This is a genomic window from Candidatus Binataceae bacterium, assembly GCA_035650475.1.
In the GTDB taxonomy this organism is placed as follows: Bacteria; Desulfobacterota; Binatia; order Binatales; family Binataceae; genus JAKAVN01.
This window is the reverse complement of record DASRHP010000012.1, coordinates 1,026,054-1,039,643: the sequence shown is the minus strand read 5'-3', so window position 1 is coordinate 1,039,643 and position 13,590 is coordinate 1,026,054. Positions and strand designations below refer to the sequence as shown.

The window sequence follows — 13,590 nt, the reverse complement described above, 5'->3', positions numbered from 1 at the left end:
GGCGGCTCGCTGCGGCGCGCTCAGCCCTCGGCGATCACATGGGCGAGCGCGCTGGTGGCGCTGTGCGTGAGGCTGAGGTGGAAGGCGGTGATGTTCTTGCGGCGGGCGAATTCGGCTGCCTTGCCCGCCAACACGATGGTGGGTGGACGGCCGCGCTCGCGCACCACCTCGATCTCGCGCCAGCCGACGTTGCGGTTCCATCCCGTGCCCATCGCCTTCATCGCGGCCTCCTTGGCCGCGAAGCGCGCCGCGTAGCTCTGGTAGCGCGGGCGCCCGCGCGACTCACAATAGGCGATCTCGCGTTCGGTGAAGACGCGCGCGCGAAAGCGCTCGCCGATCCGCGGGCGGGTCAGCGCGCGTTCGACGCGCTCGACCTCAATGATGTCGATGCCGGTGCCGAGGATTTTCATGGCTGCCGAGGCGCCGCCTCCCGTCGCGAGATATTACGCAGTGCACGCGGTCGATGAAAAGGCGGTGCGCGAGGCGGCCGCGAGCGGCCCCACCATCGCGCGGCTCGCCGCCTGATTCCCATCACTCGTGTGCGTGTGGCAAACTATACGGGGGTGTGGTCGCATCGCGCGGGGCGGGCGCCGGCACGATGGGATCGTCGGGACGTTTGACCGAGCCGAGTCCGGCGAAACTCAGCGCATCACTGCCGACGGCTATGTCTTCCATCAGCACGCCGCAGCGCCAGCGCGCCGCAAGGCCGTTTGTGTCTTCCATCAATCGCCACGTAATCGAGGCCGTCACGCCGGCGGTTGACGGCGGCCGCTATCCAGTCAAGCGTGTGGTGGGCGAGTCGTGCGTGGTCGAGGCCGACATCCTGCGCGACGGCGACTATGTGCTGCGCGCGGTGGTCAAGTGGCGGCGCCGGAGCGAGGCGCGCTTTCGCGAGGCGCCGATGGCACACCGCGACAACGATCGCTGGCGCGGCGAATTCCCGCTTGAGCACAACGATCGCTACCTCTTCACGATCGAGGCGTGGACCGACCAGTACGCGTCGTGGGAGCGCGGCTTTCGCCGAAAGGCCGAAGCCGGCCGCGACGTCGCTTCGGATCTGCTGGAAGGCATCGCGCTGATCGAGGCCGCTGCACGCAGCGCGCGCGGCGAGGATCGCGCCGCGCTCGAGGCCGCGTGCAGGGCGCTGCGCGGGCTTAAGGCGCCGCGCGACGCGCTGGCGATGGTTTCGCGGCCGGAGATGCTGGAGCGGATGGCGCGGCTGGGCGAGCGTTGGGGCGCAACCGAGTATCGTCCGCTGCTGGAGGTCGTCGCCGACCGCCCGCGCGCGCGCTTCGGTGCATGGTACGAGATGTTCCCGCGCTCGCAGGGCGCGCTGGCGGGCCGCGGCGCGACCCTGCGCGAGGCCGAGCGCCGGCTGAGCGAAATCCGCGATCTCGGCTTCGACGTGATTTACCTCACCCCGATCCATCCGATCGGAATCACCCATCGCAAGGGGCCGAACAATTCGCTGGTCGCGCAGCCCGACAGCCCCGGCAGTCCGTGGGCCATCGGCAGCCCGGCCGGCGGCCACACTGCGCTGGAGCCCACGCTCGGCAGCCTCGACGATTTCGACCATTTCGTGTGCGCCGCGCGGCGCCTCGGGCTGGAAGTCGCGCTCGACTTCGCGATTCAATGCTCGCCCGACCATCCGTGGGTGCGCGAGCATCCGGAATGGTTCCGCCATCGCCCCGACGGCTCGATCAAGTACGCGGAGAATCCGCCCAAGGAGTACCAGGACATCTATCCGCTCGATTTCGACGGCCCGGCGGCGGGGGCGCTGATGGAGGAGCTGCGGCGGGTGGTGATGTTCTGGATCGGCCACGGAGTGCGGATCTTCCGGGTGGACAATCCGCACACCAAGCCGGTGGAGTTCTGGCGCTGGCTGATCGCCGAGGTCCAGGCGCGCCATCCCGACGTGATTTTCCTCTCCGAGGCGTTCACGCGGCCCAAGCTGATGCGTGCGCTGGCCAAGGCCGGCTTTACCCAGTCGTATACCTACTTCACCTGGCGCAATACCAAGTCCGAGCTGATCGAGTATTTGAGCGAGCTGAGCCGGCCCGAGGTGAGCGATTACTTCCGCCCCAACTTTTTCACCAACACGCCCGACATTCTGACCGCGGTGCTTCAGCAGGGCGGGCGGGCGGCCTTCAAGCTGCGGCTGGTGCTGGCGGCGACGCTCTCGCCGTCCTACGGGATTTACAGCGGCTACGAGCTGTGCGAGGGGGCGGCGGTGCCGGGCACCGAGGAATATCTCAACTCCGAGAAATACGAGATTCGCGTGCGCGACTGGCACGCCCCGGGCAACATCAACGAGTTCATCGCGCGCATTAACACGATCCGCCGCGCCCATCCTGCGCTCCAGCAGTTCACCAACCTGCGCTTCCTGGAAACCGACAACGACCAGATCCTCGCCTATGCAAAGAGCTCTGCCGGGGGCGATGAGACGATCGTGGTGGCGGTCAACCTCGACCCCTTCGGCGCGCAGGCATGCACGACGCTGGTGCCGCCGGACGTGGTGGGCGTGGCGCCCGGCGAAGCGTACCGGGTGGCCGACCTGCTGAGCGGCGATTGCTGGACGTGGGGCGAGCGCAACTACGTCAGGCTTGACCCGGCGGTCGAGCCCGCCCACATTTTTCTGGTCGTGAAGAATTCATGAGCGTCAACGGCGCGAAACCGATCGGCGACGATCCCCTGTGGTACAAAGATGCCGTCTTTTACGAGCTGCGCGTGCGCTCGTTCTATGACAGCAACGGCGACGGGATCGGCGACTTTCCGGGGCTGACGCAGAAGCTCGACTATCTGCGCGACCTCGGCGTCACCACCATCTGGCTACTGCCGTTCTATCCATCGCCGCTGCGCGACGACGGCTACGACATCTCCGACTACACCGGGGTCCATCCCGACTGCGGCACGCTGCATGACTTCCGGGTCTTCCTGCGCGCGGCGCACGAGCGCGGGCTGCGCGTGGTGACCGAGTTGGTGCTCAACCACACCTCGGACCAGCATCCGTGGTTCCAGCGCGCGCGGCGCTCGCCGGCGGGCAGCGCGTGGCGCGACTTTTATGTGTGGAGCGACAACCCCGAGCGCTATAAGGGCGCGCGCGTCATCTTCAAGGACTTCGAGCCCTCGAACTGGTCGTGGGATCCGGTGGCCAAAGCCTACTACTGGCATCGTTTCTACGCCCATCAGCCCGATCTCAACTACGACAATCCGGCGCTCAAGCGTGCAGCCTTCAAGGTGGTCGATTTCTGGCTGGGTCTGGGCGTGGACGGGCTGCGGCTCGACGCGGTGCCCTACCTCTACGAGCGCGAGGGCACGACCTGCGAAAACCTGCCCGAGACGCACGCTTTCCTGTGCGAGCTGCGCCGCCACGTGGACGAGGCTTTTCCCAACCGGATGCTGCTGGCGGAGGCCAACCAGTGGCCCGAAGACGCCGTGGCCTACCTCGAAGGCGGCAAGGAATGCCATATGGCGTTCCATTTCCCGCTGATGCCGCGGATGTTCATGGCGCAGCGGATGGAGGACCGCTTTCCGCTGACCGATATCTGGGCGCAGACGCCGGCGATCGACGAAAGCTGCCAATGGGCGATTTTCCTGCGCAACCATGACGAGCTGACGCTCGAGATGGTGACCGAAGAGGAGCGGGACTTCATGTACCGCGCCTACGCACGCGAGCCGCGCATGCGGCTCAATCTCGGCATCCGCCGCCGCCTCGCGCCGCTGCTCGGCAACAGCCGGCGCGCGATCGAGCTGATGAACGGGCTGCTGTTCTCGCTGCCCGGGACGCCGGTGATCTACTACGGCGACGAGATCGGGATGGGCGACAACATCTACCTTGGCGACCGCGACGGCGTGCGCACGCCGATGCAGTGGAGCGGCGACCGCAACGCCGGCTTCTCCACCGCCAATCCGCAGCGCCTCATCCTGCCCGTGATTATCGACCACGAGTACCACTACCAGACCGTCAACGTGGAGGCGCAGGAGCACAACCTGCATTCGCTGTTGTGGTGGATGCGGCGGGTGATCGCGCTGCGCCGGCAGTTCAAGGCCTTCGGGCGCGGCGCCATCGAGTTTCTCAGCCCCGAAAATCCGCGCGTGCTGGCCTTCCTGCGCACGTGGCAGGACGAGCGCATCCTGGTGGTCGCCAATCTCTCGCGCTTCGTGCAGTACGTCGAGCTCGATCTATCGCGTTACAAGGGGATGGTGCCGGTGGAGCTGTTCGGCCGCAACGAGTTTCCACCGATCGGCGATCGGCCATACTTTCTGAGCCTGGGACCGCACCTGTTCGACTGGTTCTCGATCCAGCCGCCGCGCCATACTCCCGCCGCCGTCGTAAAGGCGCCCGACGAGGAGGTGCCCCGCCTGGAGGCGGGCACCGGATGGGAGAGCTTCATGCGCGGCGAGGGCTGGGAGATGCTGGAGCAGGCGCTGCCCGCATTCCTGCCGCGCTGCCGATGGTTTCGCGGCAAGGCGCGCACCATCAAGGCGGTCCGCATTTCCGACTCGCTGCCGCTGATCGAAGAGCGCGGCGGCGCCCATCTGATTCTGGCCGACGTCGAGTACGTCTCCAGCGAGCCCGAGACGTATGTGGTGCCGCTGGCGCTGGACACCAACGGCGATGGCGCGGCGGGCCATCACGAACGCGCCATCGCTCAGCTCCGGCTGCGCACCTCGCGCAACGGCACTCTAGCGGGGCGTTTGTACGAAGCCTCCTCCGACGAGCGGTTCTGCCGCGCGCTTTTCGACCACGTCGATCGGCGCCGCCGGCTGCGCGGCGTGCGCGGCGAGCTTACCGCCTCGGCGTCGCCTCGATGGCGCGAGCTGCGCGGCACGGCCGACGGGGCGGGCGAGATGCGCGCCCTGCGCACGGAGCAAACCAACTCGTCGGTGGTGCTCGGCGATCGCCTGATCCTCAAGCTTTTCCGCATGCTCGATCCCGGCGAGAGCCCCGACCTCGAAGTCGGCCGGATGCTGACCGAGCGGGCGCGCTTCGCGCACACGCCGGCGCTCGCCGGATGGCTGGAGTATCAGCGCGAACGCGAGGAGCCGCGCACGCTCGCGGTGCTGCATGCCTATCTTGCCAACCAGGGCGACGCCTGGACGCATACGCTGAGCGAGCTCGGCCAGTACTTCGAGCACGCCCTCGCCAACAAAGACCGCATCGTCGAGCTGCCGACGAAGCCGCTGGCGGACCTTGCGGCCGAGGACGGCCCGCCGCCGTGGGTAGTCGAGATGATCGGCGCCTACCTGAGCACGGCGGAGCTGCTTGGCCGGCGCATCGCGGAGCTCCATCTCGCGCTGGCGGCGGCCGGCGAAGATCCCAATTTTTCAGCCGAGCCGTACTCCTCGCTCTACCAGCGCTCCGAGTACCAGTCGATGCGCAATCTGGCGGGCCAGGTGTTTCGCACCCTGCGTGCCCATCTGGAGGAGCTGCCCGAGGAGGAACATCGCTGGGCGAGCGCGCTGCTGGCCAACCAGGAGCGCGTCGCCGGACGCTTTCAGGACTACCTGAAGCATCGCTTCAGCGTGGTCCGGATTCGCTGCCACGGCGATCTCCACCTCGGCCAGATTCTGCACACCGGCAAGGACTTCGCGATCATCGACTTCGAAGGCGAGCCGGCGCGCACGCTGACGGAGCGGCGGCGCAAGCGCTCGGCGCTGCGCGACGTCGCCGGGATGCTGCGCTCGTTTCATTACGCGGCACTCAGCTCCATGCTCGATCATTTGCGCGCAGGCTCGTTCAGCCCCAGCGTGCTCGACGCGCTCGGGCCGTGGGCGCGGCTATGGCAGGTATGGGCGTCGTGGGCGTTTTTGAAGGAATACTTGCACGTCGCGCGGGAGGGCAATCTGGCTCCGCGCGAGCGCGACGAGCTGCGCATCCTGCTCGACGCCTTTCTCCTCGACAAGGCAATTTACGAACTGGGCTACGAACTGAACAACCGGCCGGACTGGGTCTTGATCCCCCTGCTCGGCATCGGCCAGACCTTGGGACTGCAAGCGCAGGTTTAATTTCCGGGCGTCCCGGCCTGCCGTCGTCAGCGAAACCGTCGCCGGCCCGATGGGACACGAGATGGACCTTACCATGGCGTATGAAACCGCCGGCCGCAGCACCGCCGAGGAACTCAGACGGTTGGCCGCGCTTGAGCATTTTGATCCGCATTCCATCCTGGGCGCTCATCTGACGCCCGAGGGGGTGACGGTGCGTGCCTTTCGGCCTGACGCGGAGCGCGTCCGGCTGCTGATCGACGGCGAGGAGCGTGCGCGCGAGATGAGGCCGCGCGACCCGGTTGGGCTGTTCGAGATTCTTGTCGCAGAGCGGCGCGCGCTGTTTGCCTACCGGTTCGAGATCGATTTCCACGGCGGCGGCAAGGCGACGATTCGCGACCCGTATTGTTTCCTGCCCACCCTCGGCGAGCTCGACCTTTATCTGCTTGGCGAGGGAACTCACCAACGGCCCGATGAGCTGCTCGGCGCGCATCCGCGCAACCTCGGCGGGGTCGAGGGCGTGAGCTTCGCCGTATGGGCTCCCAACGCGCGCGGCGTCAGCGTGGTGGGCGATTTCAATTCCTGGGACGGGCGGATCCACATGATGCGCTCGATGGGCGGTTCGGGGATCTGGGAGCTGTTCATCCCGGAGTTGGAGCCGGGCGCACGCTACAAATATGAAGTGCGCACGCCGCAGGGCCCGATGCTCAAGACCGATCCGTGGGCGGCGGCGCTCGAGCGGCCGCCGGCCACCGCTTCGATCATCTATCGTTCGCAATATCGCTTCGCGGACGACGAATGGATGGCGGCACGCGCGGCACGCGATCACCTGCGTGCGCCGCTTTCGATCTACGAAGTGCATCTGGGTTCGTGGCGGCGCGTGCCCGAGGAGGGCAACCGCTGGCTGACGTACCGCGAGCTCGCCGCGGCGCTGGCCGACTACGTCGGCGAGTTGGGCTTCACGCACGTCGAACTGCTGCCCGTAATGGAGCATCCGTTCAGCGGCTCGTGGGGCTACCAGGTGAGCGGTTACTTCGCGCCGACCGCGCGCTTCGGCAGCCCCGACGACTTTCGCTACTTCGTCGATTACCTCCATCGGCACGGGATCGGAGTCATCCTCGACTGGGTGCCCGGCCACTTTCCCGCCGACGAGTTCGCGCTGGCCCGCTTCGACGGCACCGCGCTGTACGAGCATATCGATCCGCGCCAGGGCTTCCATCCTGAGTGGGGCACCTACGTCTTTAACTTCGGCCGCGCCGAGGTGCGCGCGTTCCTTTACGCCAGCGCCCAGCGCTGGCTGCGCGAGTTTCACGCCGACGGCCTGCGCGTGGACGCGGTCGCCTCGATGCTCTACCTGGACTACGCGCGCGCCGAAGGCCAGTGGATTCCCAATCCGTACGGCGGGCGCGAGAACCTCGACGCGGTGAGCTTCCTGCGCACGCTCAACGAGCAGGTGTACGCGCGCAACCCGGGCGTGACGACGATCGCCGAGGAATCCACCGCCTGGCCGGGGGTGAGCCGTCCGACCTACGCCGGCGGGCTCGGCTTCGGCTTCAAGTGGGACATGGGATGGATGCACGACACCCTGAATTACTTCGCCAGCGATCCGGTACATCGCCGCTGGCATCATCGCGACCTCACCTTCGGCCTGCTTTACGCGTGGAGCGAAAACTTCGTGCTCCCGCTCTCGCATGACGAAGTCGTCCACGGCAAGCGCTCGCTGCTCGCCAAGATGCCGGGCGATCGATGGCAGCAGTTCGCCAACCTGCGTGCGCTCTACGGCTACATGTGGGCTCGGCCGGGTAAGAAGCTGCTTTTCATGGGTGGCGAGTTCGGCCAGTGGCGCGAATGGAATTACGACCACAGCCTCGACTGGCATCTGCTCGCCGGCGACGAGCATCGCGGGCTAAAGACGCTGGTGCGCGAACTCAACAGGATCTATCGCGCCGAGCCAGCACTGTGGGAGGCCGATCACGAGCCGTCCGGCTTTCAGTGGATCGCGCCCGACAACGCCGACGACAACGTGATAGCCTTCATGCGGATCGCGCCGTCAAGCGGCCGGCGGCTTATCTGCGTAGGCAACTTCTCGCCGGTGGTCCGCCACGGCTACCGCTTCGGGGTTCCGCGCGCCGGCTATTACCGCGAGATTCTCAACACCGATTCCGCAGTCTTCGCCGGCAGCAACGTGGGCAACGCGGGCGGGGTCAACGCCGACGCCGTGCCGTTCCACGGGATGCCGTACTCGGTCGCGTTGACGTTGCCGCCGCTGGGCGTGCTCTGGTTCGAAGCGCCCGCCGGGTAGCGCGTTCGGCTCATGAGCCTGCTGCGCGGACCGGCTTCGATCCGCAAACGGTGTAGCGGCAGCCCATCACACTCCCGCTAAACGGTCACGAATATCAATAGGAGCGGCCTACCTCATGCGCGCCTTTTCTGACGCCAACTGCGCGTCCGGGGTGCGGCGAATCGCGTTCCTTGCAAAGCAATCCCGAGCGGCTATGATGCGCCGAGGAATGTCCGGCCGTGGGCGGCTGGTCCGGCAGGGAGGAGGTTCGGCGATGAAAACCGTGGAGGAGACGCTCACTGAACTCTGCGACCGGGAAGCGATCCGAGAGCTGCCGCTGCGCTATTGCGACTGCGTATGGCGGGGCGATGTCGCCGGCATTGTCGATCTGTTCACCGACGACGGCGTGTTCACAATCAAGGGCCACGAGCGTGAGGTTGTTCACAAGGGGCGCGAGGCGCTGCTCAAGATGTACAGCGACGGGCTGACTAACCTCACTCCGCGCCCGTATATCCACAATCACGTCGTCGAACTGGGCTTTTACGGACGCGCGACCGGGCGATGCTACGTCGAGCTGCGCAACGCCAGCCGCAACATGGAGTGGGCCGGCACCGGCTACTACCACGACGAATACGTCAAGGTCGGCGAGAGCTGGAAATTCGCCTCGCGCTACTTCACTGCCGTGCAGCTCGCCCTCGCGCAGCCGGCAGCGTCGCGCGCGAGGGTCGCGGCAAAGCCCCCCGCTGCGAAGCGGGCGACAAAGCCCGCCGCGCGAAAGGCGCCGGCCAAAGCTTCCGCGCGCGCGAAGCCATCCTCGCCCAAACGCAAGGCCCGGCCCTGACGCCGCGCGTGGCACACAAGCGGAGTCGGGCGAGGAGCCGGCCCGCCCGACTCTTGAGCTCTCCGGCCTGAATTAATCGGCTCGGCCGAAGCCCTCTTTACTCTCCGTCGTCAGAGCTGGGCTGCTGCGGCTGATCCGGCTGCTGGCCGTCGTCCGAGCTGTCCTCGTCGGCGACGACCGCGGTCTTGTGCACGCCGGCGCCCGCGATCACGCTGGTGTCGTGGCGGACTTTCGTCGCGCCGTGAGTGGCGGCGATGGCCGGCAGGGCGGAGCCCAAGGCGAACAGTGATGCAGCCAGAATCGAAGATACGCGCTTCATAACAAACTGCGTCCTTTGTTTGGGCCTCTGTCCGAGGCCAGATGGCCGATGGCCAGCAGCAAGCTGGGTGCCATCTTCGCGCACGACAATTCGCCCCGTTTCAAGCGTGCATTGACGGGCGGTCGTGGGTGCCGCTCGCAGGCGGATGGGGATAAACGCCCCGCGCCAGTGGCGAAACGCCCGCGCTGGTTGCCACAATGGTCGTTGGAGTCTTGCGGGCGGATGGTCCACGCGCTAGCCGTTTGGATAGGGGTGCGGCGCCGCTTGAAAGGGGCGTCCTGCCCGTCGCCCGACGCCGGCGCGTCGGCCGCGCGGCCGCAGCCGATCACCCTCCGACCAAGGAGCCAAGCTGATGCAAATGGGAATGGTGGGTCTGGGCAGGATGGGCGCGAACATGGTGCGCCGCCTGCTCCGCGCGGGACACGAATGCGTCGTTTACGATCTCAGCCCTGAGGCGGTGAAGGCGCTCGCTGCGGAAGGCGCGACCGGCGCCGCTTCGCTCGACGAGTTTGCCGCCAAACTCAAGAAACCACGTGTAACCTGGATGATGGTGCCGGCGGCCGCGGTCGAGCATACGTTGGCGGAACTCTCGACCCGCTTCGAGCGCGACGACATTATCGTCGACGGGGGAAACTCGTACTACATCGACGACATCCGGCGCGCAAAGATGCTGGCCGTCTTGGGCATCCACTACGTGGATGCGGGTACCAGCGGCGGCGTATGGGGTCTCGAACGCGGCTTCTGCCAGATGATCGGCGGCGAGCCTGAGATCGTTAGACATCTCGACCCGCTGTTCGCCGCGCTCGCGCCGCCGATCAATTCCGCGCCGCGGACGCCCGGGCGCGAGAAGGCCGCCGCCAGCACCGCCGAACACGGCTATTTCCATTGCGGACCAAACGGCGCGGGCCACTTCGTCAAGATGGTGCACAACGGAATCGAGTACGGGATCATGGCCGCCTACGCCGAGGGGTTGAACATCCTGCATCACGCCAACATCGGCAAGCGCCATCACGCGACCGACGCCGAAACCACGCCGCTGCGCGATCCGGCGCTGTACGAGTATGATTTCAACCTCACCGAGATCGCCGAGGTGTGGCGCCGCGGAAGTGTCATCGCCTCGTGGCTACTGGATCTGACGGCCAGCGCGCTGTTCGCGGATCCCGAGCTGAAGAATTTCGCCGGGCGGGTTTCCGACTCGGGCGAGGGACGCTGGACGGTCGCGGCGGCGATCGACGAGGGCGTGCCGGCCCATGTCCTGAGCGCCGCGCTTTACGAGCGCTTCAGCTCGCGCGGCGAGGCCGACTTTGCGGACAAGCTGCTCTCGGCGATGCGCTATGAGTTCGGCGGCCATCTGGAGAAGAAAGGGTGACGCTCGCGCACAGGAGGAATCATGAAAGCGACTCAACTGCTGTACGACGCCGGCCAGAGCCTGTGGCTGGACTACATCACTCGCGCGCTGCTCACCAACGGCGGACTCCGGCGCTATATCAACGAATTCTCGATCACCGGCCTGACCTCGAATCCCACTATTTTCGACAATGCGATTCGCAACGGGCGCGAGTACGACGCGGCGATTCGCGAGAAGAGCGCCGCCGGCAAGCACGGCGAGGAGCTGTTCTTCGAACTCGCGCTGGAGGATCTCGGCGCGGCCGCGGAGCTCTTCCGGCCGGTGCACGAGCGTACCGACCGGGTTGACGGATGGGTTTCGCTCGAAGTGTCGCCGACGCTCGCTTACGACACCGCGAGCACGATCGCCGAGGTCAAGAAACTTGCCGCGCGCGCCGCGCGCCCGAATCTCTTCATCAAGATTCCGGGCACTCCCGCCGGTATCCCGGCAATCGAGGAGGCGATCTTCGCCGGCGTCGCGGTCAACGTGACGCTGCTCTTCTCGCGCGAGCAGTACGTCGCCGCGGCCGAGGCCTATATGCGCGCCATCGAACGGAGGATCAAGGCCGGGCTCGACCCGCGCGTCACCAGCGTGGCCTCGGTATTCGTCAGCCGATGGGACGTGGCGGTCGCCTCCAAGGTGCCCGAGGCGATGCGCGATCGGCTCGGGATCGCGATGGCAAAGCGGATCTACAAGACCTACCGCGAACTGCTCGGCTGCGATCGCTGGCTGCGGCTGATCAACGCCGGCGCGCGTTCGCAGCGGCTGCTGTGGGCGAGCACCGGCACCAAGGATCCGAAAGCGTCCGACGTGCTCTACGTCAAGTCGCTCGCCGCGCCGCATACGATAAACACGATGCCCGAGAAGACGCTGCTCGCGCTCGCCGACCACGGCGAAATCGGCCCGATGCTGCCGGCGGACGGCGGCGACGCCGAGAAGGAACTGGCCGAGTTCACCCGCGTTGGCGTCAACCTCGACGCGCTTGCCGAGCAGCTTCAGCGCGACGGCGCCGCGGCGTTCGTCAAATCGTGGGAAGACCTGATGAACTGCCTCAGCGACAAGAGCGCGGCGCTGAAGAAGGCGAGCTGATTGCGCGCAAGCCGGCCGGGCCGGGCAAAGCAGGGGAGGGGTGAGCGATGACGGCTCAGAGTGCGCAGCTTGCGCGGCGCCCGGCCTGGCGGGCGCTCGAGGACCACTACGGCAAAATACGCGACGTTCACCTGCGCACGCTCTTTCGCGACGATCCCGCCCGCGGTGAGCGGCTGGCGATCGAGGCTGCCGGCCTGTATCTCGACTATTCCAAGCATCGCGTAACCGACGAGACGATGCGCCTGCTGTTCGCGCTCGCCGGCGAGGTCGGCTTGCGTGCGCGCATCGACGCGATGTTCGCGGGCGAGAAGATCAACGCCACCGAGCGGCGCGCGGTTCTGCATGTCGCGCTGCGCGCGCCGCGCACGGCCTCGATCATGGTGGACGGCGAGGACGTGGTGCCGGGGGTGCACGAGGTGCTCGACCGGATGGCCGAGTTCGCGCGCCAGGTGCGCGACGGCTCATGGAAAGGCCATACCGGCAAGCGCATCCGCAACGTCATCAACGTCGGCATCGGCGGCTCCGACCTCGGGCCAGTGATGGCCTACGAAGCGCTGCGCCACTTCAGCGACCGCAGCCTCACCATGCGTTTCGTTTCCAACGTGGACGGGACCGATTTCGCCGAGGCGACGCGCGCTCTCGATCCCGCTGAGACGCTGTTCATCATCTCGTCGAAGACCTTCACGACCCTGGAGACGATGACCAACGCGCACACCGCGCGGAAATGGTGTCTTGATGCGCTCGGCGACGAGCGGGCGATCGCGCGGCACTTCGTCGCGGTGTCGACCAATGCGGCCGAGGTCGCGAAGTTCGGCATCGACACGCGCAACATGTTCGGCTTCTGGGACTGGGTCGGCGGGCGCTACTCGATGGATTCGGCGATCGGGCTCTCGACCATGATCGCGATCGGCCCGGAGAATTTTCGCGCTATGCTCGCCGGGTTCCGCGCGATTGACGAACATTTCCGCACCGCGCCGTTCGAGCGCAATCTGCCCGTGATCATGGGGCTGCTCGCCGTCTGGTACAACAATTTCTTCGGCGCGCAGACCGTCGGGGTGTTTCCCTACGATCAGTATCTCAAGCGCTTTCCGGCCTACCTCCAGCAGCTCACGATGGAATCCAACGGCAAACACGTGACGCTGGAGGGCGCCGCGGTGGACTACCAGACCGGACCGATCTTCTGGGGCGAGCCCGGCACCAACGGCCAGCACTCCTTCTACCAACTCATCCATCAGGGCACAAAGCTTATCCCCTGCGACTTCATCGCGTTCTCCCGCCCGCTCAACCCGCTCGGTCGCCATCATGACCTGCTCGTCGCCAACGTCTTCGCCCAGGCCGAGGCGCTCGCCTTCGGCAAGACGCCGGAGGAGGTGAAGGCCGAGGGAACTCCCGATTGGCTGGTGCCGCATCGGGTATGTGAGGGCAACCGGCCCTCGACCACGATCCTCGCCGAACAACTGACGCCGGAGACGTTGGGCAAGTTGGTTGCGCTCTACGAGCACAGCGTGTTTACGCAGGGCGTGGTCTGGAATATCGACTCGTTCGACCAGTGGGGAGTCGAGCTGGGCAAGATGCTGGCGCAACGGATCATCCCGGAGCTGGAAAATCCGGCGGAGCCGCGGTTGGAGCACGACAGTTCGACCAACGCGCTGATCCGCCGCTACCGCCGGCGCCGAACGTAACCAGAG

Annotated in this window: 10 protein-coding genes; 7 read left to right on the top strand and 3 right to left on the bottom strand. The window is 66.5% G+C overall.

The features are described from left to right. Positions 1-20: 20 nt before the first annotated feature. Together acpS and VFB33_16380 are read right to left on the bottom strand one after the other, a co-directional pair. Entirely contained in the window at positions 21-410 is a 390-nt protein-coding gene (gene acpS, locus VFB33_16385) for a holo-ACP synthase (GenBank protein ID HZO83274.1), read from the bottom strand. Between the two features lie 121 nt (positions 411-531). After that, the gene (locus VFB33_16380; GenBank protein HZO83273.1) at positions 532-723 is read right to left on the bottom strand and encodes a hypothetical protein; all 192 of its coding nucleotides are present in this window, start codon (positions 721-723) and stop codon (positions 532-534) included. Here VFB33_16380 and VFB33_16375 point away from each other — a divergent pair. From VFB33_16375 to VFB33_16360, 4 genes are all read left to right on the top strand, one after another. Further along, positions 713-2,656 carry an alpha-1,4-glucan--maltose-1-phosphate maltosyltransferase gene (locus VFB33_16375; GenBank protein HZO83272.1) on the top strand — a complete coding sequence of 648 codons (1,944 nt, stop codon included), beginning with the start codon at positions 713-715 and terminating at the stop codon, positions 2,654-2,656. The two genes, VFB33_16380 and VFB33_16375, sit on opposite strands and share 11 nt — an antisense overlap. Beyond that, complete coding sequence (gene treS / locus VFB33_16370) at positions 2,653-6,009, top strand: maltose alpha-D-glucosyltransferase (protein HZO83271.1); 3,357 nt, start codon at positions 2,653-2,655, stop codon at positions 6,007-6,009. Before VFB33_16375 ends, treS begins: the two co-directional genes overlap by 4 nt. 73 nt (positions 6,010-6,082) lie before the next feature. Then, positions 6,083-8,287, top strand: coding sequence for a 1,4-alpha-glucan branching protein GlgB (glgB, locus tag VFB33_16365; protein HZO83270.1), 2,205 nt, complete (start codon positions 6,083-6,085; stop codon positions 8,285-8,287). 253 nt (positions 8,288-8,540) lie between these two features. Next, on the top strand, positions 8,541-9,107 hold the full coding sequence (locus VFB33_16360; protein HZO83269.1) for a nuclear transport factor 2 family protein: 567 nt from the start codon (positions 8,541-8,543) through the stop codon (positions 9,105-9,107). 97 nt (positions 9,108-9,204) lie between these two features. Here VFB33_16360 and VFB33_16355 read toward each other — a convergent pair whose 3' ends face one another. Further along, complete coding sequence (locus tag VFB33_16355; GenBank protein HZO83268.1) at positions 9,205-9,426, bottom strand: hypothetical protein; 222 nt, start codon at positions 9,424-9,426, stop codon at positions 9,205-9,207. 352 nt (positions 9,427-9,778) lie between these two features. Between VFB33_16355 and gnd the strand changes: the two genes are divergently transcribed. Genes gnd through pgi form a run of 3 tightly spaced genes read left to right on the top strand, consistent with a single transcriptional unit; the run spans position 9,779 to position 13,584 of the window. Then, positions 9,779-10,795 carry a decarboxylating 6-phosphogluconate dehydrogenase gene (gnd, locus tag VFB33_16350; protein HZO83267.1) on the top strand — a complete coding sequence of 339 codons (1,017 nt, stop codon included), beginning with the start codon at positions 9,779-9,781 and terminating at the stop codon, positions 10,793-10,795. A 21-nt stretch (positions 10,796-10,816) separates the two neighbouring features. Further along, on the top strand, positions 10,817-11,902 hold the full coding sequence (gene tal, locus VFB33_16345; protein HZO83266.1) for a transaldolase: 1,086 nt from the start codon (positions 10,817-10,819) through the stop codon (positions 11,900-11,902). Between the two features lie 47 nt (positions 11,903-11,949). Beyond that, entirely contained in the window at positions 11,950-13,584 is a 1,635-nt protein-coding gene (gene pgi, locus VFB33_16340; protein ID HZO83265.1) for a glucose-6-phosphate isomerase, read from the top strand. Positions 13,585-13,590: the final 6 nt, after the last annotated feature.